This is a genomic window from Cryobacterium sp. AP27 (assembly GCF_056680495.1).
The window spans coordinates 2,830,861-2,852,631 of sequence record NZ_CM155285.1; the positions used below are offsets into that span (position 1 = coordinate 2,830,861).

Consider the following 21,771-nt stretch of genomic DNA (forward strand, 5'->3'; position numbering starts at 1 on the left):
CTCAGTGTCAGTGGTGCCTGTCACACTTATCTCATGACAACCACCATTGACGGTGTTTTCGTTGATCTGACCGGGGTATTGGCCCGGTCCGGTATATCCGCGGCGTCATTCGCGGAGCTCTCCGACGACGAATCGGAGAACACCCATCGGGCCATCGCCCGACACATGCGTGAGGTCGGAAAGTACTACGCGTTGTCGGCGGCGAACGTCGCCGCCCGCTCCGACTGGCAGCTCGGCCGGGAGGGGCTCGCGCGGAAAAGGGGCTACGGCAGTCCCGAAGACCACGTGCAGGCGCTCGGCGGAGGCGGCGGCAGCACGAAGGCCGACACCCGCCGCCTGATCGCAGCCGGCACCATGGCCACCGAGGCCGAAACCGCCCGGGCCCGGCAAAAACAGGCCAATGAACTGGCCCTCGCTCACCCGGACGCGCCGAGGGTAGAGGTGCACACGCCCTGGTTCGCCCGGCTCGGTGCAGCCGTCACGGACGGGACGTTGAGCACCGAGTCCGCGACCGCCATTCGCCGGGGCCTCGGTGAACCGGCGATCGGGGTGACCGAGGAGATGCTCACCGACGCGGTTGTCACCCTTATCGCCCAGTGCCGCACCGTGAACGCGGACCAGGCGGCGAAGGCGGCCCGGCAGTGCCGGGATTCGATCGATGCGGCGGGTGTCGCGTCGCGTGCCGACGCGATGCGCGCCCGGCAGTTCCTGCGGGTGTGGGACAAGCCCGACGGCATGCTGCACGGCACCTTCGAACTGGACCCGGAGAACGGAGCCTACTTCACGGACTTCCTGCTGCAGATCACCGGCCCCCGCACCGGCGGACCGAGGTTCGTGGAGAAGGGCGAGAAGGAACGCGCGCAGCGCATCATCGACGACCCGCGATCAACGGACCAGATTGCCGCGGAGGCACTGATCGAGGTGATCAAGGTCGCGGCCGCCGCCGATCCCGGCACGCTCTTCGGCCGGATTCGCCCGTCGGTGAAGCTCGTCGTGACTGCGACAGATGCTCCAGCCCCGACACCCTCGCGGGGTGCCTCGGGCGAACTGGTTCTGACAGACGGGTCCATCGAAGGAACCCCGGACGCCGTCCCGACGACGACCATCGACCGGTCGATCTGCAACGCCGGTTTCATTCCCGTGCTGTTCAGCAGGGACGGCACCGTGCTGGATGTAGGCAGGGAACAGCGCCTCTTTTCAGCTGAGCAACGCGCGGCCCTCGCCCTTCGGGACGGCGGATGCAGGTGGCCGGACTGCCACCGACCACCCAGCCGTTGTGAATCCCATCATCAGCACGGCTGGGTGGACGGCGGCGGCCGCACCGATCTGGATGACGGCATCCTGCTCTGCGCTCGAGCGAACCGCGCGCGATCAGTCGTCGTCAGACGCACGGTCGGAGCCGGTTCCGCTGTTCGAAAGCGGTGACGGTGACGCCGTGATCTGACGCGAGTACAGCTTCGCGTACGTAGCCCCGTTGGCGAGGAGCTGCTCGTGCGTGCCGTGCTCGACGATGCGGCCTGCGTCCACGACGAAGATCACGTCGGCGCTCACGACCGTGGAAAGCCGGTGCGCGATCGCGATCGTGGTTCGCCCGTGGCTCGCGGTGTCGAGCGCCTGCTGCACGACGTGCTCCGAGATGGAATCGAGAGCGCTCGTGGCCTCGTCGAGGATGAGTACCGGCGGGTCTTTCAGCAGCACCCTGGCAATGGCGATGCGCTGCTTTTCGCCGCCGGAGAGGCGGTAGCCCCGCTCCCCCACGACCGTGTCGTACTGCTCGGGGAAAGAGGCGATCGTGTCGTGGATGTTCGCGGCGCGCGCGGCGGCCTCCAGCTCGGCGTCGGTCGCTTCGGGACGCGCGTAACGCAGGTTCTCGGCGATGGTGGCGTGAAACAGGTAGGTCTCCTGACTGACGATCCCGATCCGGGAGACCAGGGACTGTTGGGTGAGATCACGCACGTCGATACCGGAGAAACGTACGCTGCCGGCCGACGCCTCGTAAAAACGCGGGATGAGATACGAGACGGTGGTCTTACCGGCGCCGGACGGCCCCACGAACGCCGCGAATTGGCCGGGTTCGATTCGAAATGACACGTTGTTGAGGGTGGGCGGGGACTCGTCGGTCGCATCGGGGTAGGCGAAGGTCACACCCTCGAATTCGACCCGGCCGGCCGCCTCCCCCGTGGTGGGAAGGGACCGCGCCGTGACCTTGTCGGATATCGCCGGCGTGAAATCCAGATACTCGAAGATGCGCGCGAAGAGGGCACTCGAGGTCTGCAGGTCGAGAACAACGCGGAGCAGGCCCATGAGCGGAAATAGGAGGCGCGCCTGCACGGTGGTGAACGCCACGATCGTGCCGGGGGTCACCTCGGTCGTGCCGTTGGACATGAGCGCTCCCGCCACGAGGTACACGATGGCGGGGATGCTGGACAGAAAGATGTTCACCATCACAAAGAACCACTGGCCGCTCATGGTCTGGCTCACCTGCAGCCGGATCTGGTTGCCGTTCTCCCGGGTGTAGCGCGCGATCTCGGTGGGCTGCTGCGTGAAGCTTTTCGACAGCAGGATCCCCGACACACTGAGCGACTCCTGCGTGATCGCTGTCATGTCGGACAGCGACTCCTGCGTTTTCGCGGCGATGCGGGCACGCACCTGGCCCACCCGACGCTGCGCGATCACGAGCACGGGCATCAGAATCACGGCCACGATCGTGAGCTGCCAGTTGAGCAGCACCATCGCGACGAACGCCGCGAGCACCGTGACGACGTTGCCAAGCACGCTCGAGACCGTGTTGGTGAGCACGTTGGCCACGCCGCCCACGTCGTTTTGCAGGCGCGACTGAATCACGCCGGTCTTCGTCTTGGTGAAGAAGTTAAGTTCCATCGATTGCAGGTGGGTGAACAGCCGCACCCGCATGTCGCCCATCACCTTGTTGCCCACGTTGGCGGTGAGCCAGGTCTGCCACACGCCGAGCAAGGCCGACACCACATAAATGGCCATCATCAGGCCGACGAGCGTCGCCAACCGGGGCACGTTCGGCTCTCCCCCCAGAGGGAACAACCCTTCATCGAAGGCACGCTGGGTGAGCAGCGGCGGTACGACCGACAGCGCGGCGGCCACCAGTACGAGCACGACGGTGGCGCCGAGCGCGAGCCGATGCGCATGAAACAGCGACAGGATGCGCGGCAGCAGGTTCGGGACCTTGGGCGCCTCCGCGTTGCGGGCGCGCTGGCCCGCCACGTCTCCGCGCATGATGCGCGAGCGCTGACCCTGTGGGGTCGGCCCCGAACCGCTCGAACCGTGCATTGAACTCATACGATCACTCTAAGCTCACGACCCGAGGCTCCCTCACCGGGTTGCGACCGGCCACGGAGTGGCCTCCGGCGACCCGGCCGCGGCGCACCAGACGACGACGGCAGGCGACGCGGGCACCCGAAGGTACCCGCGTCGCCCGCCGAGTCGTACCCGCGAGATGCTACCCCTTGGTCGAACCGGCCAGGAGCCCACGAACGAAGAAGCGTTGCAGGGCGAAGAACACGATGAGCGGAACCAGGATCGACAGGAACGCGCCGGCCGTGAGCAGATGCCAGTCCTGCCCGCGCGCGCCCGAGAGTTCGGCGAGCAGTTTCGTCATGGGAGCGACGGCGCCGTCGGCGAAGATCAGCGCCACCAGCAGGTCGTTCCATACCCAGAGAAACTGGAAGATCGCGATCGATGCGATGGCAGGCATGGTGAGGGGTAGCACAATACGGAAGAAGATCTGCCCGTGCCCGGCACCGTCGACCCGTGCCGCCTCGATGACCTCGCCGGGGATCTCGGAGATGAAGTTGTGCAGGAGGTAGATGGCCAAAGGCAGCGCGAACATGCTGTGCGCGATCCACACCTGGGTGTACCCGCTGCCCGCCGCGAGCGATTCCACTACCGGGAATCCGAACAGTGTGCCGCCGGAGAAAAATTGCAGCAGGGGCACGAGGGCCATCTGGATGGGAACGATCTGCAAGGCGAAGACACTGATGAAAAGCAGATTCCTGCCACGGAACTGAATCCACGCGAAGGCGTAGGCCGCGAGGCTCGCAATCATGAGCGGGATGAGCGTGGCCGGAAGGGTGATGGCGATCGAGTTGATGAACGCGCCGGCCAGGTCAAGCTGGCTGTTGCCCGCCGCGAGGGCCGCACTGTAGTTGTCGAGGGTGAGGCCCGGGTTCTGGAAGATGGTCCACCAGCCCGTGGTACGCACCTCCTGGGCGGGACGGAACGAGGAGACGAAGAGCCCGAGCGTGGGAATGGACCACAGCACGGCGATGATGAGCGCAGCGATGGTCGCCCCGCGGCTGGTGAGTCGCTTCTTGGCCCCACGCAACGCTGACGACTCGGCGCGGCGTTCGCCACGGCGCAGCTGTCGTTTCGTGGCATCGTCGATGGGCATCTCTGCCGGAATGACCGCTCTCATCGGATCTCCCTCTGCTTCTTGATTTGGCGGGCGTTGAAAACGATGATCGGCACCGTGAGCAGGAACAGAATCAAGGCGAACGCTGCCGAACGGCCCTGCTCGAAGTTCTTGAACTGGGTGTACATCTCGTTGGCGATCACGCTGGTGTCGTTCGCGCCGCCGGTCGTCGTGCGCACGATGTCGAAGACCTTGAGGGACACAATGGAGATGGTGGTCAGAACGACGATCAGGGCACTGCGGATGCCGGGAACCGTCACGTTGATGAATTGCTGCCACGGGTTGGTGCCGTCGAGCAGCGCTGCCTCCATCTGCTCGACCGGGACGCCCTTGATGGCGGCCGACAGCACAACCATGGCGAATCCCGTTTGCACCCAGATAAGGATGACGATCAGAAAAAGAGTGTTCCAGGGAGAGGCGGCGAGGAAGGTGACGGGTTCACCGCCGAGGCCCGCCACGATGGCATTCAGCAGACCGATCTGTTCCTGGTCGGCCGGCCGGGCCGTGTAGACGAAGCGCCAGATGATCGATGCGCCCACGAGCGAGATGGCCATCGGCATGAACACGAGAATCTTGAAGTACTTCTCTCCCCGCGACTTGTCGATGAAGACGGCGTAAGCAAGCCCGGCAACCGTGGAGACGGTGGGCACGAAAAGCACCCAGACGATCGTGTTCAGGATGATGCGAATATTCTCCGGCTGGGTGAACACCCACGCGAAATTCTCGAGTCCCACGAATTCCGTGCCGCGGGAGTTCTGGAAGGCCTGCACCGTGGTTTGTACCGTGGGGATGATGAGGCCGATGGCCAACAGCAGAACGGCCGGCGTCAGAAAGCCGAAGAGCTGCAGGAGGTAACCCGCTCCCATCCGACCTCGGTAGTCGATGAGGAAGAAGACACCGCCGAGCACCGCCGCGGCAATGATCGCGATCGGATACGAGCCGGCGAGGGCGAGGATGAGCAGGGGGGTGACAACACAAACGGCGAGACGGATGACGGTGTACACCTTGCCGGGGCGGGGCGCGATCTCGACGAAGAACAGGATGGCGGCGATCACGATCGCGAAGGCGATGATGACGATGGGCACCTGCGCGAGCGGCGGCAGCTGCGCGAGCCAGGCGAAGAATGCGGACATATGAAACCTTTCGAGTACGACGGCGGACTCTGAGCAATCGCCTGAGACAGGACCGAAAACTTACCGATACGGTACACCCAGCTCACGGTGTGGGCCGCCCGTTTAGCCGGAGCGGCCCACACCTGTTGGCGGCGTGCGGAACAGCTGCCTAGCTGGAGGGCCAGCCGGCTTCGATGCTGCTGAGCACCTCATCGGTCGGCGTTCCGTTGATCCAGGCCACAATGCCCTTCCAGAACGTGCCGGCTCCCACGGACCCGGGCATGACGTCCGAGCCGTCGAAGCGGAACGTGGTGTCGGGGTCCTGCAGGATCGTGATGGCTTCTTGAAGGATGGGGCTCGTCGCGTTCTCCGGGTCGAGGCCGTTGTTGGCGCTCAGCACTCCGCCCAGGGCCACGCGAGTGTTGGCCCACTCCGCACTGGAGAGGTACTCGAGAACCTTCTGGGTGTCGGCGTCGTCGGAGAAGGCTCCGACGATCTCGCCACCGCCGGTCACTGCCTGGCTGCCGGCTTCGGCGGCCGGGGTGATGAACGCCCAGACGTCACCGTCGGGCCCGACCTCGCCACCGGCATCCGTGAGGAAGCCGTCGAAGAAGGAGGCCTGGTGAGTCATGGCGCAGGTGCCGTCAACGACGGGTGTCGCCACGTCACCGAACGGGACCGTGTTGATGGACTTGACGTCACCGAATCCGGCGTTGACGTAGTCCGGGTTCAGCAGGATCTCGCCCAGCGAATCGAAGGCGGTCTTGATGGCGGGATCCGTGAACGGGATTTCGTTGTTGACCCACTTGTCGTAGGTCTCCGGACCGGCCTCGCGAAGCACGATGTCTTCGATCCAGTCCGTTCCCGGCCAGCCCGTTGCATCACCGGAAGCGAAACCGGCGCACCACGGCGCGGCGCCCGTCTTCTCGCGAATCGTCTGCGTCACTGCCAGGAGGTCATCCCAGGTCTCCGGTACGTCGACGCCCCATTCCGTGAATTTGGCCGGCGAATACCAGATGAATCCCTTGAGACTGGCCATCAGCGGGGCGCCGTAGAAGACGTCGTCGACGGTGCCGTAGGCCTTCCAGTCTTCGGACCAGTACTTGTCGACGTTGTCCTCGACGGCTTGCGGCGCCGGCTTGAGGAAGCCTCGACTCGCGAGGTCGCCCACCAGACCGGGCTGCGGGAAGATGCCGATGTCAGGCGCGCTTCCACCCTGGGCGCGAATCGAGATCTGGGCCTCGAATTCTTTCGACGCTTCGTACTGGATGTCGATGTTGTTCTCTTTTTCCCAGGCGGCCCACGACTCATTGAGCTGTTCGGCCTCGAAATCTGAGATCCCGCCGTAGACGGTGACGATTCCGTCGCCCTCGGCGCCGGCATCGGCGTTCGTGCTGCCCGGGCCGCCGGAACAGCCGGCGAGCGTCAGGCCTGCGACCGCCGCGATGGCGATCGGAGTGATGATACGACGGTGCAGGGAGGACCGCATATTTTTATCTCCTCATTGAGTATTTGTGATCTGCAGGTTGGAAGCTTTGCCCTGGGTGCATGGTGCTCCTGTGAACTCGGGAACCGGTTCCACACCATAAAGTACGGGACCCTCGGGCCGGACGCAAGGGATTTATGTTACAGAATGGCAAAGATTGGGGGGCAGAACGCCCCTTCTCCCTGAACCAGCGGACGGAGGGGTGTGTTGTCCCCCATTTTTATGGAACCGGTTCCAGTCGGCGCTCCGACCCGATATGGTGTGTCTGACAGATCCAATGGCGGAGGTAGATGTGAGCACGATAGCGGAAGTCGCACGTCTTGCCAATGTCGCCAAAGCCACTGCCAGCCGTGCCCTCAGCGGCAAGGGTTACGTCTCGGAGGAAACCCGCGCGCGGGTCGTCAGCGCCGCGCGCACGATCGGTTACGTTGTCTCCCCCAACGCCGCGAGCCTTGTCACGGGGCGCACCAAGAGCGTGGGAGTGATCATCCCGTACATCAGTCGCTGGTTCTTCGCCGAGGTGCTCGAAAGCGTCGAGCAGGCCCTGCTTGAGCAGGGCTACGACATGACGCTGTACAACCTGCCGATGGCCTCGCCGGAACGCGACCGGGTCTTTGACTATTTTCTGGCGCGCAAGCGCTTCGACGGCGTGATCTCCGTGGGCGTGGAACTCAGCGAAGCCGAGGTCGAACACCTGCATCGGCTGCGACGTCCGCTCGTGGGCATCGGTGGCCCCATCCGCGGCGTACCCACGATCGCGATCGACGATGTCGCCACCGCCCGGCTCGCCACCGAACACCTGCTCAGCCTGGGCCACTCCGACGTCGTCCATGTCGGCGGCAGCCAGGAAGAACAGATGGATTTCGACGTGCACAGCAAACGACTTGCCGGCTTCAATGCGGCGATGCTGGCGGCGGGCCGCCCCATCTCGGGGCGCTTCTACGCCTGCGAACTCACCGTGCCCGGTGGTTACCAGATGGGCATGAGCCTGTTGGGCGACCCCCGGCGACGCCCCACCGCCATCTTCGCCGCGAGCGACGAGCTCGCCATCGGGCTCATAGTGGCCGCGCGCGAGCTCGGCATCGTCGTGCCCTCCGAACTTTCTGTCATCGGCATCGACGGCCATCCGTATGCCGAAATGTTCCGTCTCACCACCCTCGAGCAGCACCCGAGAAACCAGGGCCGAATGGCCGTCGCGACGCTGCTGGCCGGTCTCGACGACCCGGCGCCGTTCACGGAGGTGTCGACTGTTATCCCCACCACCCTGGTCATGCGCTCCAGCACAAGCGCTCCCCGGACCCGGGTCGCCTGACCCGACGTCGCCGGCTACGCGGCGTGCGGTCAGCGGTCGCCGGCGCTTATCGCTTCGACTTCTTCCTCCTGAGATTCCACGGCGCCATCGGCTCTCCGCAAACGCTTGCGACCGAGAATCACGATGAGTGTGGCGATGAGAACGGATGCCGCCGCCGCGAAAAAGGGAATCGTCGGCGCGAAAGCACCGGCGAGAAGCGTCGCCCCGGGCGGCGCGATGGCACCGCCGAGGAAGCGCACGCCGGAGTACGCCGAAGAGGCCACCGCGCGAGGCATGTCTGTGGCCTCCATCACGGATTCGGTGAGCACGGTGTTGAGCACGCCGAGCAGCATGCCCCCGACGATCACACAAGCGACCAGTCCGGCCGCCGAGCCGATGAAAACCCCTGCCGCCACGAGGTCGAGGGCGAGCAGCGGCAGCACGAGCCGCAACGCTAGCGTGCGTGGCAAGCGGCGGGTGATCAGCGGGGCCGCCCAGACCGAGGTGACAGCGAGCGAGAGGCCCCAGCCGAAGAAGACGAGTCCGAGGGTGACGGCGCTGCCGAGTCCGAGGGGAATCAGGGCGAACGGCGTGTAGGCGAGCAGCACAAAAAAGCCGATGTTGTAAAAGAGCGCGGCGGCGGCGAGCACGCCGATCGCCGGGTTGGCCAGTGCGCGGAAGGGCGCCGAGAGCGGCGTGGGTTCCAGGCGGTGGGTATCCGGTTTCATCACCATGACGATCCCGATGAAGCCGATAGCCATGAGCGTCGCGGTACCGAAGAACGGCCCGCGCCAGCTCACACTGCCGAGAAGCCCCCCGAGAAGCGGACCGATCGCAATACCGAGCCCGAGCGCGGCCTCATAGAGGATGATGGCCGAACTCGTGCCACCGGACGCCGCTCCCACGATCGTTGCGAGGGCGGTCGAGATGAACAGCGCGTTGCCCAGCCCCCAGCCGGCGCGGAACCCGATGATCGACTCGACATCGCCCGCGAGGCCGGCGGCGAGGGCGAAGACCACGACAAGGGCGAGGCCGAGGAGCAGGGTCCGCTTGGCGCCGATGCGGCTGGAGAGCCAACTGGTGAAGAACATGGCGACGCCGGTGATCAGGAGGTAGCTCGTGAAGAGCATCTCGGTTTCGGTGGGTGTGGCCTGCAGATCGGTGGCAATGGCCGGCAGGATGGGGTCGACCAGGCCGATCCCCATGAAGGCGATCACACACGCGAAGGCCACGGCCCACACGGCACGCGGCTGGTGCAGGATGCTGCCCGTCGTGCCGGCGTCCACGCCGGCGGTTTCGAGGCGGGTCACGGCCGCGCCTCCACCGGAGTCGTGACCGGAGCCCCGGGAGGCAGGTCCGCTGCGGCGCCCGCGCGTTCCCCGATGATCTCGACCGCGCGTTGCAGCACGGCGATATCGTCGGCGTCGAGGCCGGCGAACAGCGGCAGCATGGCACCGGCGAGTTCATCGCGCCAGCCCGCCAGGGCCACTGCGCCGGCGGTGGTGATCGCGGTCTGTGTCGCTCGGGCATCCGCCGGGTCGGCGAGTCGGGTGACCCAGCCGCGTGCGGTCAGGTTGCTGACGAGCTTGGTGGCCGTGGGCTGGGCGACGCGGCTGAGCTCGGCGAGCTCGCCGAGGCGCATCGGGCCGGCGCTCAACACACTGAGCGTGCGCCAGACGGCGGGCGACTCGGAGCTGTCGGTCGCCCGTGCCGCCAGTCGGGTGAGTCTGTGGTTGACCGAGACGAGGTCACCCAGAAGGGAACGAAGGGAAGCGGACATCCATTAACTATACATAGCCCAGCTATCTATTTCTCCGAGCGTGCCGGATAGACGACGAACGGGCGCCACCCCCTCTCGGAGATGACGCCCGTTTGTACTGGCTTGTCGAAAGACAGGCCGTAAATCTCGCGCAGTTGAGCCCCGTGCAGGGGCACCGACTACTTGAGGGTTACGGTTGCTCCTGCAGCTTCGAGGTCTGCCTTTGCCTTGTCGGCAGCTTCCTTGGCAACGCCCTCGAGGACGGCCTTGGGGGCGCCATCGACAACGGCCTTGGCCTCGCCGAGGCCCAGGCTGGTGAGCTCGCGCACAACCTTGATGACCTGGATCTTCTTGTCGCCAACGGCGTCAAGGATGACGTCGAATGCGGTCTGCTCTTCAACCTCTTCGACGACGGCGGCGGGGCCAGCGGCTCCGGCTGCGGCGACGGGAGCTGCTGCGGTGACCTCGAAGGTCTCCTCGAATGCCTTGACGAACTCGGAGAGCTCGATGAGGGTGAGGCCCTTGAACTGCTCAAGCAGGTCTTCAGTGGAAAGCTTTGCCATGATGTACTCCTTCTAGTTTCTTAAAAATTCAATACCGCAAGACGAGGCAGATGCCTAGTTCGCGGACTCCTGCTTCTCACGCAGCGCGTCGACGGTGCGAACAGCCTTCGACAGCGGCGCCTGGAAGAGAAATGCGGCTCCGAACAGCGATGCCTTGAAGGCGCCGGCCAGCTTGGCCAGCAGCACCTCGCGGGACTCGAGGTCGGCAAGCTTGCCAACCTCTGCTGCGGTGAGCGGGTTACCGTCAAAGTAACCGCCCTTAACCACCAGGAGAGGGTTTGCCTTGGTAAAGGCACGCAGGGTCTTCGCGACGGCGACGGGGTCTCCGTGCACGAAGGCGATGGCGGACGGTCCGACAAGTTCCTCGTCAAACGAGGTGATGCCGGCCTTGTTGGCCGCAATCTTGGTGAGCGTGTTCTTTACCACGGCGTACGTGGCGTCCTCACTGATGGACTTACGCAGCTTCTTGAGCTGCGCAACAGTGAGACCGCGGTACTCGGTGAGCAGTACGGCGGTCGAGCTCTCGAATTTCTCCGTAAGCTCGGCGACCGTTGCTTCCTTGTTCGCCATGGTGCTCCTCTTAATAGTCATGTGCCGGGTAGCCCCGAGTGCAAACATGAAAAAAGCTCCAGCGCAGGGCGCCGGAGCTGGGTCACAATCCATGAGACTGAAAACTTACTTCGAACACCTGCGCGGGCCGTTCACGTGAATGAACTTTCGGTCGCTCCGTGCATTTCTGCGCGAGAGCAACGACCGGCGGTCTGTGGCTGAGGTTTAGTCTATGGCGCGGGCCGGGCCGGTGCAACTTGACGGCAATATTCGCTGGCCAAAGTAGTTGACATATGTCCACCATGTATTTATTGTTGATTTTTGTCAACTAGATTCGGAGCCTCATGTCACGCCCACGTCCCCGCCGCACCGCCGCTCAGCCCCGTCCGACAATTGCGGCCGACGGCAGCATGACCCACCGCCAGGTGCTGGAGGCACTCTCCGGCCTCCTTCTGGGCATGTTCGTCTCCATCCTCGCCGGCACAGTCGTCAGCACCTCGCTTCCCGTGATCATCGCCGACCTGCACGGCGGGCAGTCCTCCTATACGTGGGTCATCACCGCCACGCTGCTCGCCACCACGGTGAGCACACCCATCTGGGGCAAGTTCGCCGACCTGTTCAACCGCAAGCTGCTCATCCAGCTCTCCCTGGTGATCTTCGTACTCGGCTCGGCCCTGGCCGGTTTCTCTCAGGACACGGGGACTCTCATCGGTTTCCGCGTGCTGCAGGGCCTCGGCGCCGGCGGCCTCGCCGCGCTCAGCCAGATCATCATGGCCGACATCATCAGCCCCCGCGACCGTGGCAAGTACGCCGGACTGTTCGGTGCCGTCATGGCGCTCGGTACCGTGGGCGGCCCGCTGATCGGCGGCGTGATCACGGACACGTTTGGCTGGCGCTGGAACTTCTTCATCGCACTTCCGGTTGCCATCGTGGCCATCGTGTTACTGCAGCGCACGCTGCATCTGCCCGATCGGGTCAAACGCGTGGTGCGGATCGATTACCTGGGCGCCGTGCTGATCGCCGGCGGCGTGTCACTCCTCATGATCTGGGTGACGCTGGCGGGAACGCAATTCGAGTGGGCATCCCTTGTCTCGTACGTCATGGTCGGCGGTGCGGTGGTGTTGCTCGGAGCCGCGGGCGTCGTGGAGGCGACCGTCAAGGAACCCATCATTCCGCTCGCCATGTTCACGAACCGCACGTTCAGCCTCGCGACGGTGGCCAGCATCGCGGTCGGCGTCTCGCTGTTCGGAACCTCTCTTTTTCTCAGCCAGTACATGCAGCTCGGCCGCGGCGCCACGCCGACGCAGTCGGGACTCCTCACCATCCCCATGATGGGCGGGTTCCTCGTCTCGTCGACGGTATTCGGAACCCTGATCAGCCGCACCGGCAAGTGGAAGGCCATCATGATCACGGGCGCCACGCTCGTGATCATGGGCCAGTTGCTGCTCGGAACACTCACCGCCACGACCAACCTCGTGCTCGTGGGCGTGTTCATGTTCGTTCTCGGCGCCGGCCTCGGCTCGCTCATGCAGAACCTCGTGCTCGTTGTGCAGAATGCCATTGACGTGAAAAACCTCGGCGTGGCCACCAGCGGCATCACATTCTTCCGCAGCCTCGGCGGCACGGTCGGGGTCTCGGTGCTCGGCTCGGTGCTCGGCACCGTCGTGGCCGATCACATCCGATCGGGCATCGGTAGTCTTACGCCGGAGCAGCAGATCGCCGCGGCCGGAAGCATCGGCGGCGGAACAATCCCCAGCATCTCGGCGCTGCCGGGGGCGCTTCGCGTCATCGTCGAATCCGCCTATGGATCCGGCGCCGGCACCGTCTTTCTGCTCGGCACCCCGCTTGCGGTGATTACGCTCGTCACGGTGGCGTTGCTGCCCAACATCCCCCTCGGCGGCAAGACAGCCATCGCCCGGGCACACGCCGAGAAACTGGAGCGGGAGACGGAGACCCACGCGAGAGCCGAACGCGAACTCGCGGACATGGAAGATATCCTGATCGATGTGAGCTCGGGATCCGCCGGCCTCACGCCCGTGGGATTGAACACCCCGACGGGATCCATTCGAGTGGTCCCACCCGAGGACCGCCGCGACCTGTGATGGTACACGTGCCTGTTGATCAACCCACCGACCCCGCCACGGCGGCCTTGATCGGCGAGGTCATCGAGCAGATGAGCGTGCTGGCCGGGCACATCCGCGCGGCACAGCGGGCGGCGGCAGTCAGCATCGACCCCGGTATGCAGGCCTTCGGCCTCAAGATGCTGCGGCACATCGCCCGCATGGGGCCCACGCATGCCGGCGCCCTCGGTGCCGCGCTGGCCGTGGACAAGAGCGTGATCAGCCGGCATGTCAAGCCGCTGTGCGAGCTCGGGTTGCTGCGCACCGAGCCAGACCCGAACGACGGCCGCGCGCATTTTCTGGCCGTGACCCCGCTCGCGGAGAGCAAGCTCGCCGAGTTGCGCGCCGGGGACACGGCCATCGTGCACCGCCGTCTGGCCACGTGGTCCGTCGACGACCTGCACGAATTCACCCGGCTGCTCGCCCAGCTCAACACGCCGTAGCGCGCGGCGTCAGGCCAGTGGCAGGGAGAGGCGGAACTCGGTCTGGCCCGGGTTGCTCTCGACCGTGACCTCGCCGTGGTGCGCCGCCACGACGGCGGCCACGATCGCGAGGCCCAGTCCTGTGCTGCCGCCGGCGCCACGGAAGCGCGAGGTGTCACCGCGGGCAAACCGTTCGAACAGGGTGTCCTGCAGACCGTCGGGAATGCCAGGGCCGTCGTCGGTGACCGTGACGATGGCCCGGTCGTCCTCTGACGCCAGCGCCACCGTCACCGTGGTCCCCTCCGGCGTGTGAACGCGGGCGTTGGTGAGCAGGTTGGCGAGCACCTGGTGCAGGCGAGCCGTGTCCCCCCGCGCCTCGACCGGTTCCTCGGGCAGGTCGAGGTCCCACACGTGGTCCCGGCCGGCGGCATGAGCGTCGCTGACGGCATCCACAAGCAATCGCGTGAGGTCGACGGGTTCGAGGTCGAGCTCGCGGCCCTCGTCGAGCCGGGCGAGTAGGAGCAGATCCTCCACCAGCCCGGTCATGCGAATGGACTCGGATTCGATGCGACCGATCGCGTGCATGGCGTCGGGGGGCAATTCCTGACCGCTGCGCCGGGTGAGCTCCGAGTAGCCCCGGATCGAGGCCAGGGGGGTGCGCAGCTCGTGGCTCGCGTCAGACACGAACTGCCGCACCTTGCGCTCGCTGGCCTCCCGCGTCTCCAACGCCACATCGACGTGGTCGAGCATGCGGTTGAGCGCGAGACCCACCTGCCCCACTTCGGTGCGTTCATCGGTGTCCGCGGCAGGAACGCGGTCTACCAGTGACACCTCACCACGATCGAGCGGCAGCGACGCCACCCGGGTGGCCGTGGCTGTCACCCGCTGCAGGGGGCGCAGCGCGAGGCGCACGATCCAGCCGGCGAGCGCGGCCACCACAAGGATTCCGGCGAGCGAGACCGACGCGATGATGACCACGAGCTGCGTGGCCGTGGCGTCGACGCCCGACAGCGGCAGTCCGACGAGGTACAACGTGCCGGTGCGGCTGGTTTCGGCAACGACCCGGTACCGACCGAGGGCACCCTCAAGATCGACCGTCACCGGCGTCGATTGTTGAATATTGTCGGCAAGCACCTGCACCTGGCGCGCCTCGAGCGTCTTGATCTCGCCGCTCTCGGCATCGGTGTACCCGGTCGTGACCGTGGTGCCGTCGAAAACGAGGGCGAGCAGGCCGGGAGGCTGCGCGGGGCCGCCCAGAATGGCATCCGCCGTGGGGGTGGCGAAGAAGCCGCGAGGCCGGTCGAGGCCACCGTCTCCGCCGCCGACCACCACTCCGGAACGCTCGGCTGCGGAGGCCAGCTGCACATCGAGCCGGTCGACCAGGGAGGCGCGCAGGATCACGACGCTCACCCCGCCGATCACGAGGCTCACCAGGGCGAGCAGCCCCACGACGGTGAGCACGAGCCGGCGCCGCAACGTCCACCGGGGGCGGGCGCGCCGCCCGGGAACCGCACGCGGCGGCGACGCGGGTTCGTCCACATCGGGAGCCGGCGTCTCGGATGCTGCACTCTCGGGTGCAGCGGCCTCGGGACGGGGTTGCTCGGCGCTCATTCCGCGATCTTCAGCATGTAACCGGCGCCGCGAACCGTGTGAATCATCGGATCGCGACCGGCGTCGATCTTCTTGCGCAGGTAGGAGATGTAGATCTCGACCACGGAGGACTTCCCACCGAAATCGTAGCTCCACACTCGGTCGAGAATCTGCGCCTTGCTCAGCACACGACGGGGATTGCGCATCAGAAAACGGAGCAGCTCGAATTCCGTGGCGGTGAGCTCGATGGCGTCACCGGCGCGAAAGACCTCGTAGCTGTCCTCGTCGAGCATGAGGTCGCCCACGGTGATGCGCGGGTCACTCGAATCGGAGACCGCGAGGGTGGAGCGACGGATCAGCCCGCGCAGCCTGGCCACAACCTCTTCGAGACTGAACGGCTTCGTGACGTAGTCGTCGCCGCCCGCGGTCAGACCGGCGATGCGGTCGTCGAGCGAGTCCTTCGCGGTGAGGAAGAGTACGGGCGTTTCCGAGCCGTCGGCGCGAACGCGCTGAAGCACCTGCAGGCCGTCGATGTCGGGGAGCATGATGTCGAGAACGATGGCGTCGGGCCGGAATTCGCGCGCCATGGCGAGCGCCTGCCGCCCCTCGCCGGCGGTTCGAACGTCCCAGCCCTCGTAGCGCAGTGCCATGGACAGCAGGTCCCTGAGCGTGGGTTCGTCATCGACGACCAGCACCCGAATGGCGCTCCCGTCGGCCTTGCGGAGGCGTGGACCGTGGCCGCCGGGGCTGTTCGTGCTTGTGCTCATGGTTCCAAGTATCCAGAGTTTTCTATGAACCAGCCATGCGTCTGGCTTCGACGCCCTGTGAGACGGGAATGGCATCGTTTCATATGCGGTTCATAGCTTCGTCATGGCGCGGGGATAGGTGCGCTTCCTAGTTTCGTACTCGGTGGCCTCACCTGCGGGGCCGTCCGGAACTGGAGTGACATGTTTATCACCTACCTGCGGCGGGAGCTTGCCGGTCGACGCAAGCAGACGGCCATCGTCGCCAGCGGAATGGCCCTGGCCATTGCCCTCGTCATTATTGTGAGTTCCGTCTCGAGCGGGGTCGCGCTCGCGCAGGCATCCGTTCTGCAGTCGGTCTACGGAGTGGGCACCGACATCACGGTGAGCCAGACGGCCACGGCCCCCACCGAGGGAGAGACGCCGACCGGCGGGCCGCAGCGCTTTGATTTCGGTGAGGGGGACGGCACCACAACCGATGGAACCACCACGGTGAGCCAGTCCCGACTGGCGGTCGACCGCGGAACCACCACGTTCGACGCGACGGCTCTTGACACCGTCACCGGCGTCGCGAATGTCTCGGCGGCCGCCGCGACCCTGTCGCTGAGCAACACGACCTTCGATGGCGCTCTGCCCGACATGGCCGGCTTGGGCGCCGCCGGTGGCGCACCGACCGGCGACGGCGCACGACCGGCAGGTGGGCCTGACGGCGCCGGCGGCAGCGCCTTCAGCGTCAATTCCTTCTCCGTGCTCGGCCTCAACACCGCCGACGACGCCGTCGGACCGCTGTCGGCCGTGTCGCTGACCGACGGCCGCACCCTCGCCTCCGAGGATGTCGGCGCCAACGTGGCCGTGCTCGATTCAAGCTACGCCGCCACGTCCGGTCTCGCCGTCGGCGGCACCGTGTCGATCGCCGGCACCGACTTCGACATCGTGGGCCTGGTGACCGCGACAACGTCCGACGCCGCCACCGCCGCGAATGTGTACATTCCGCTCGACGTGGCGCAGACGCTCTCCGGCCTCACCGGCCTGATCTCCGACATCTACGTGCAGGCCGCGTCATCGACCGACATCGCGCAGATCCAAACCGGAATCGAGGCGGCGCTGCCCGACGCCACGGTGAAGACCCAGGCCGACCTCGCCTCGAGCGTGTCCGGCTCTCTGTCCAGCGCCGGCGCCCTCGTGAAGAACCTCGGCCTCTGGCTGTCGCTGCTCGTACTCGGTGCCGCGTTCCTCATCGCCATCCTGTTCACCATCTCCGGTGTCACCCGCCGCACCCGTGAATTCGGCACCCTCAAGGCCATCGGCTGGTCGAACGGCAAGATCGTGCGTCAGGTTGCCGGCGAGTCGCTCGTGCAGGGTCTCATTGGCGGCGCGGCCGGAATCGCGGTCGGCCTGTTGGGCATCCTCACGATCAACCTCGTCGCCCCCACGCTCACGGCAGGCGCCGTTGTCACCGAGGCCATCGGTCCCGGTGGCCCCGGCGGCCCCGGCAGCCCCGGCGGCGGATTTGGCCAGGCGGCCGCGGAGGCCGCCACCTCCGACATCGCACTCACCGCTCCGGTCACCGCGACGGTGATCCTCGTGGCGGTTGCCCTGTCGGTGCTCGGCGGGCTGCTGGCCGGAGCCATCGGCGGATGGCGTGCCTCACGGCTGCGCCCCGCGGAAGCGCTGCGCAGCATCGCCTGACCCCCACCATCCCTACCTGTCAAGGAGAACACCATGTACGAACTGACCCGCGTGACCAAGAAATACGACCAGGGAAAGCGGAGCGTCACCGCCCTCAACGACGTGACCCTGAGCATTCCGGACGGCCAGATGATCGCCATCCAGGGCCCGACAGGCGGCGGCAAGTCCACCCTGCTGCAGATGCTCGGCGCGCTCGACCGCCCCAGCTCCGGCACCGTCGAACTCGGCCTGTCCAACCTCTCGAAGTTGGGGGATGGACCGCTCGGCGGCATCCGGGCGAAGGAGATCGGCTTCGTGTTCCAGGGCTTCAACCTGATTCCCACGCTCACGGCGCAGGAGAACGTGGAGACCGCGCTGGCCCCGCTGGGCCTCCCCTCCGCCCGGCGCCGGGAACGCGCGGTAGCGGCGCTGACATCCGTCGGCCTCGGCGAGCGCCTGACTCATCTGCCCGCCGAGCTGTCGGGCGGGCAGCAGCAGCGGGTAGCCATCGCCAGGGCCCTGGTGAAGGAACCCACCGTTTTACTGGCCGACGAACCGACCGGCAACCTCGACGAGGACACGCGCGACGAGATCATGGACCTGCTTGAGGGCCTCTGGCGCGACCGCGGGCTCACTCTCATCGTCGTGACCCACGACACGGCCGTGGCCAACCGCGCCCAACGTCGGCTGCACATCAGCAAGGGTGTGCTGAAAGAAGTTGCGTAGGCCCGGCGGGTGGCGGCGGCGGGGCGTTTCGTGGCCGCCACCGTGCGCCGGAGTGACATAGTTGAACAGTGACCGATTCCTTGCTCTCCCTCTTTGAGCCGGAGTCCCCCGTCACCGTTCCTCAGCCGCTGCCGCACACGCGACGCATCGTTGCCAGTTCCGAGGACCGCGTCGCGTGGCTGCGGGCTCGTGCCCGCGGCATCACGGCAACGGATGTCGCCAAGCTCGCCACCCCCAAGTCCGTGCAAAACGCCGCGTTCGACAAGCTCAACGGCAGCAGCTTCACCGGAAACACGTTCACCGACTACGGTCGCGCACGCGAACCGGAGATCGCCGCGTGGGTGCTCGCGACCTACGGCATCGAGCCCAGCAACAATCTCTTCCACGCGGCCGATCAGCCACGACATCTGGCGACACCGGACGGGGTGGGGCGCGGCGAGAACGGCGTGCTCGAACTCGCCGAGATCAAGACGACCAGCAAGCCGTGGCGCAGCATTCCCCGCTCGTACCTGCGCCAGGTGTGGTGGCAGCAGTACGTATTAGGCGCGGACCGCACCCTGCTGGTGTGGGAGCAGCACCGCGACTTCGTACCGGTGAACCCGGTTCCCGAGTGCCGCTGGATCGAACGCGATGAAGACCAGATCGCCATTCTCATCGGTTTCGCGAACGACCTGATCGGGCTGCTCGAGCAGGAATACCTCGACCGACAGGCCCGCACCGCGCGGTAACTCGCACTGGACGCGGTACGCGGCAGAATGGTGTCATGACCGACCTGCCGAAGACCATGCGTGCCCTTGTCATCGACCGACCCGGCACGCCCGAAGAGCTACACCTCGTTGACATGCCGCTGCCCGTGCCGGTTCTCGATGAGCTGCTCGTGCGGGTGGTCGCCGCCGGAGTCAATCCCATCGATGCCAAGACCCGGTCGGGCAAGGGCGTCTCGGCCGCCATCACCGGTTACCCCGTCGTGCTCGGCAACGACTTCTGCGGCGTGGTCGTGCGCTCGCCCTATGAGGGATTTGCTCTGCAGCCCGGCGACCAGGTTTACGGCATGGCCCGGGTTCCGCGCACGGGCGGAACATACGCCGAATACGTGGCCGTCACCGCGCTCAGCGTGACCCGCAAACCGGCGCGGCTCAGCCACGTGGAGGCCGCCGCGCTGCCCGTCGCCGCGCTCACCGCGTGGGGCATGGTCGTCGACATGGCCGGCGCCGAGCCGGGTCAGCGGATGCTCGTACACGCCGGCAGCGGCGGCGTCGGTCACCTCGCGATTCAGTTCGCCAAGTCCTTCGGAGTACACGTCACGGCGACCTGCTCCACCAACAGCCTGGATTTCCTGCGGGAGCTCGGGGCGGATGAGGTGATCGACTACACGACGACGCGGTTTGAGGAACGGGTGCAGGACCTCGACGCGGTCATCGACCTGATCGGCAACGTGCACGACAACACCGGATCACGCTCCTTGAGCGTCATCCGTCCGGGCGGCATCCTGGTGAATGCGCCCACCGGAAGCTGGCCCACCATGGCCCGGGAGGCCGCGGCCGCGGGAATCCGGGCCACCGGCTACAAGGTCTCGAGCGATGCCCGTGCGCTCGACCGCATCAGCGCTCTCATGGATTCCGGGGCCGTGCGCGTGCACATCGACCGGGTCTTCGACCTTGCCGAGGGAGCTGCGGCCCACCGTCTCGTGGAGGACGGCCACACCCGCGGCAAGATCGTGCTGCGCGTCACCGATTAACCGCCGGGGACGCCGCGTGCCGCCAACCCTTAGCGAGTGCCGCGCGCGTCAGACCCGTCATCCCTCCCCACGTCCGCGGTGCAAGACTGGCACGACACAACGGAGGTCACACACATGTCCGAGCGCCACACCGATGTTCCCGGACAACCGGGCCCGGCAACGCCGATCTCCGGAACTCCTGCCCCGTCGATAGTGTGGTTTCGAGACGACCTGCGCCTCGCCGACCACCCGGCGCTGCACCACGCGATTGCGCGCGGTGCGCCCGTGGTCGCCGTGTATGTGCTCGACGAGCAATCCCCGGGGATCCGTCCGCTCGGCGGCGCCGCACGCTGGTGGCTGCACAACAGCCTCCGATCTCTCACTGAATCCCTTCGGGCTCTCGGTGTGCGTCTCGTATTGCGGCGCGGCCCCGCGGAAACCGTGATCAGCGAACTCGCCGCGAGCACCAACGCCGCAGCGGTCTTTTGGAATCGTCGTTACGGCCAGGCCGAGCGCGACCTCGACACGCGCATCAAGGCGGGCCTGCGGGGCAGCGGCCGTAACGCCCAGAGCTCTGCCGGTTCGTTGCTCTTCGAACCCTGGACCATCACAACCGGCCAGGGCACCCCCTACTCGGTCTTCACTCCGTTCTGGCGGGCGTGCAGCGCAGCGCCCCCGCCACGACACCCGTTCCCTGCGCCCACCACGATTGACGCGTGGCCCGGTCAGCTACCCGCCGACGACCTCGACGATTGGGGCCTCGAGCCCAACTCTCCCGACTGGGCCGATGGCCTGCGCGCCGCCTGGCACCCCGGCGAGGCACACGCACACGCCCGACTCCACGACTTCCTCAGCGACAGTCTCGGCAGCTACGCCGAACAGCGCGATGTGCCTGCGGAGAACGTCACCTCACGGCTCTCCCCCCACCTGCGCTGGGGCGAAATCAGTCCGTACCAGGTGTGGCATGCCACCCGTGCGGCGGGCGCCGGGCGGCAGGGTTCGGCCAGCAGAGGCGAAGTGCGTTTTCTCACCGAGCTGGGCTGGCGCGAATTCAGCTACCACGTGCTGTTTCACGCGCCCCGGCTCGCCACGGAGAATTGGCGACGCGATTTTGACGCTTTCCCCTGGCAGCCGCTTGACGAAACGGCACTCACCGCCTGGCAACAGGGACGCACCGGTTTTCCCCTGGTCGACGCCGGCATGCGGGAACTCTGGCGCACCGGTTCGATGCACAACCGGGTGCGGATGGTCACGGCCTCGTTCCTCACCAAGAATCTGCTCATCGACTGGCGCGTGGGCGAACGCTGGTTCTGGGACACTCTCGTCGACGCGGACCCGGCGAGCAACCCGGCCGGCTGGCAGTGGGTCGCCGGGTCCGGCGCCGACGCTGCGCCCTATTTTCGAGTATTCAATCCCCAGCTACAGCTCACCAAGTTCGACCCGCAGGGGTCCTATGTGCGTGCCAACGTGCCGGAGTGGGGCACGGATGCGTATCCCGAGCCGATCGTTGACCTCGGAGAAACGAGGCGCGCCGCCCTCGCCGCCTACGAAGAGGTCAAGGCAGCGAAGGCGTCGACGTAG

The 21,771-nt window shown here is 66.3% G+C and carries 19 protein-coding genes; 9 read left to right on the forward strand and 10 right to left on the reverse strand.

Translation table 11 applies throughout. The annotated features are described in order from the left end of the window. Positions 1–33 precede the first annotated feature (33 nt). A complete protein-coding gene (locus AC1MB9_RS13340) occupies positions 34–1,425 on the forward strand; it encodes an HNH endonuclease signature motif containing protein (protein ID WP_479962425.1) in 1,392 nt (463 codons plus the stop codon). On the opposite strand, the gene AC1MB9_RS13345 is transcribed toward AC1MB9_RS13340, so the two are convergent. From AC1MB9_RS13345 to AC1MB9_RS13360, 4 genes are all read right to left on the reverse strand, one after another. Then, positions 1,372–3,312, reverse strand: a complete 1,941-nt coding sequence (locus tag AC1MB9_RS13345) for an ABC transporter ATP-binding protein (protein WP_479962426.1) — start codon at positions 3,310–3,312, stop codon at positions 1,372–1,374. The two genes, AC1MB9_RS13340 and AC1MB9_RS13345, sit on opposite strands and share 54 nt — an antisense overlap. A gap of 160 nt (positions 3,313–3,472) precedes the next feature. After that, positions 3,473–4,447, reverse strand: a complete 975-nt coding sequence (locus AC1MB9_RS13350; protein WP_479962427.1) for a carbohydrate ABC transporter permease — start codon at positions 4,445–4,447, stop codon at positions 3,473–3,475. Further along, positions 4,444–5,577, reverse strand: coding sequence for a carbohydrate ABC transporter permease (locus AC1MB9_RS13355; RefSeq protein WP_479962428.1), 1,134 nt, complete (start codon positions 5,575–5,577; stop codon positions 4,444–4,446). The genes AC1MB9_RS13350 and AC1MB9_RS13355 overlap by 4 nt, the downstream gene beginning before the upstream one ends. Before the next feature lie 148 nt (positions 5,578–5,725). Further along, on the reverse strand, positions 5,726–7,045 hold the full coding sequence (locus AC1MB9_RS13360; protein WP_479962429.1) for an ABC transporter substrate-binding protein: 1,320 nt from the start codon (positions 7,043–7,045) through the stop codon (positions 5,726–5,728). A 289-nt stretch (positions 7,046–7,334) separates the two neighbouring features. On the opposite strand from AC1MB9_RS13360, the gene AC1MB9_RS13365 reads away from it, so the two are divergent. Next, positions 7,335–8,354, forward strand: coding sequence for a LacI family DNA-binding transcriptional regulator (locus AC1MB9_RS13365; protein ID WP_479962430.1), 1,020 nt, complete (start codon positions 7,335–7,337; stop codon positions 8,352–8,354). A 29-nt stretch (positions 8,355–8,383) separates the two neighbouring features. Here AC1MB9_RS13365 and AC1MB9_RS13370 read toward each other — a convergent pair whose 3' ends face one another. The 4 genes from AC1MB9_RS13370 to rplJ all read right to left on the reverse strand — a co-directional run bounded on the left by AC1MB9_RS13370 (position 8,384) and on the right by rplJ (position 11,225). Continuing rightward, positions 8,384–9,643 (reverse strand): MFS transporter, encoded by a 1,260-nt coding sequence (locus AC1MB9_RS13370; RefSeq protein WP_479962431.1) that lies wholly within the window; start codon positions 9,641–9,643, stop codon positions 8,384–8,386. Further along, a complete protein-coding gene (locus AC1MB9_RS13375; protein WP_479962432.1) occupies positions 9,640–10,113 on the reverse strand; it encodes a MarR family winged helix-turn-helix transcriptional regulator in 474 nt (157 codons plus the stop codon). The genes AC1MB9_RS13370 and AC1MB9_RS13375 overlap by 4 nt, the downstream gene beginning before the upstream one ends. A gap of 158 nt (positions 10,114–10,271) precedes the next feature. Then, a complete protein-coding gene (gene rplL / locus AC1MB9_RS13380) occupies positions 10,272–10,655 on the reverse strand; it encodes a 50S ribosomal protein L7/L12 (RefSeq protein WP_479962433.1) in 384 nt (127 codons plus the stop codon). A 54-nt stretch (positions 10,656–10,709) separates the two neighbouring features. After that, on the reverse strand, positions 10,710–11,225 hold the full coding sequence (gene rplJ / locus AC1MB9_RS13385) for a 50S ribosomal protein L10 (protein WP_479962434.1): 516 nt from the start codon (positions 11,223–11,225) through the stop codon (positions 10,710–10,712). 389 nt (positions 11,226–11,614) lie between these two features. Between rplJ and AC1MB9_RS13390 the strand changes: the two genes are divergently transcribed. Both AC1MB9_RS13390 and AC1MB9_RS13395 read left to right on the forward strand, forming a co-directional pair. Continuing rightward, a complete protein-coding gene (locus tag AC1MB9_RS13390) occupies positions 11,615–13,306 on the forward strand; it encodes an MFS transporter (protein ID WP_479964650.1) in 1,692 nt (563 codons plus the stop codon). Continuing rightward, a complete protein-coding gene (locus AC1MB9_RS13395) occupies positions 13,306–13,767 on the forward strand; it encodes a MarR family winged helix-turn-helix transcriptional regulator (RefSeq protein WP_479964651.1) in 462 nt (153 codons plus the stop codon). Before AC1MB9_RS13390 ends, AC1MB9_RS13395 begins: the two co-directional genes overlap by 1 nt. A 9-nt stretch (positions 13,768–13,776) precedes the next feature. Here AC1MB9_RS13395 and AC1MB9_RS13400 read toward each other — a convergent pair whose 3' ends face one another. Both AC1MB9_RS13400 and AC1MB9_RS13405 read right to left on the reverse strand, forming a co-directional pair. Further along, positions 13,777–15,357 carry a sensor histidine kinase gene (locus AC1MB9_RS13400; RefSeq protein WP_479962435.1) on the reverse strand — a complete coding sequence of 527 codons (1,581 nt, stop codon included), beginning with the start codon at positions 15,355–15,357 and terminating at the stop codon, positions 13,777–13,779. Then, positions 15,354–16,103 carry a response regulator transcription factor gene (locus AC1MB9_RS13405; RefSeq protein WP_479962436.1) on the reverse strand — a complete coding sequence of 250 codons (750 nt, stop codon included), beginning with the start codon at positions 16,101–16,103 and terminating at the stop codon, positions 15,354–15,356. Before AC1MB9_RS13405 ends, AC1MB9_RS13400 begins: the two co-directional genes overlap by 4 nt. A 180-nt stretch (positions 16,104–16,283) precedes the next feature. Here AC1MB9_RS13405 and AC1MB9_RS13410 point away from each other — a divergent pair, with 180 nt between their 5' ends. The 5 genes from AC1MB9_RS13410 (at position 16,284) to AC1MB9_RS13430 (ending at position 21,771) form a co-directional block, all read left to right on the forward strand. Then, positions 16,284–17,768 carry an ABC transporter permease gene (locus AC1MB9_RS13410; protein WP_479962437.1) on the forward strand — a complete coding sequence of 495 codons (1,485 nt, stop codon included), beginning with the start codon at positions 16,284–16,286 and terminating at the stop codon, positions 17,766–17,768. Between the two features lie 33 nt (positions 17,769–17,801). Further along, positions 17,802–18,473 carry an ABC transporter ATP-binding protein gene (locus tag AC1MB9_RS13415; protein ID WP_479962438.1) on the forward strand — a complete coding sequence of 224 codons (672 nt, stop codon included), beginning with the start codon at positions 17,802–17,804 and terminating at the stop codon, positions 18,471–18,473. A 68-nt stretch (positions 18,474–18,541) separates the two neighbouring features. Then, positions 18,542–19,201 (forward strand): YqaJ viral recombinase family protein, encoded by a 660-nt coding sequence (locus tag AC1MB9_RS13420; protein ID WP_479962439.1) that lies wholly within the window; start codon positions 18,542–18,544, stop codon positions 19,199–19,201. Between the two features lie 35 nt (positions 19,202–19,236). After that, positions 19,237–20,211: an NADP-dependent oxidoreductase gene (locus AC1MB9_RS13425; RefSeq protein WP_479962440.1), complete on the forward strand. Its 975-nt coding sequence runs from the start codon at positions 19,237–19,239 to the stop codon at positions 20,209–20,211. A gap of 114 nt (positions 20,212–20,325) precedes the next feature. Beyond that, positions 20,326–21,771 carry a cryptochrome/photolyase family protein gene (locus tag AC1MB9_RS13430; RefSeq protein WP_479962441.1) on the forward strand — a complete coding sequence of 482 codons (1,446 nt, stop codon included), beginning with the start codon at positions 20,326–20,328 and terminating at the stop codon, positions 21,769–21,771.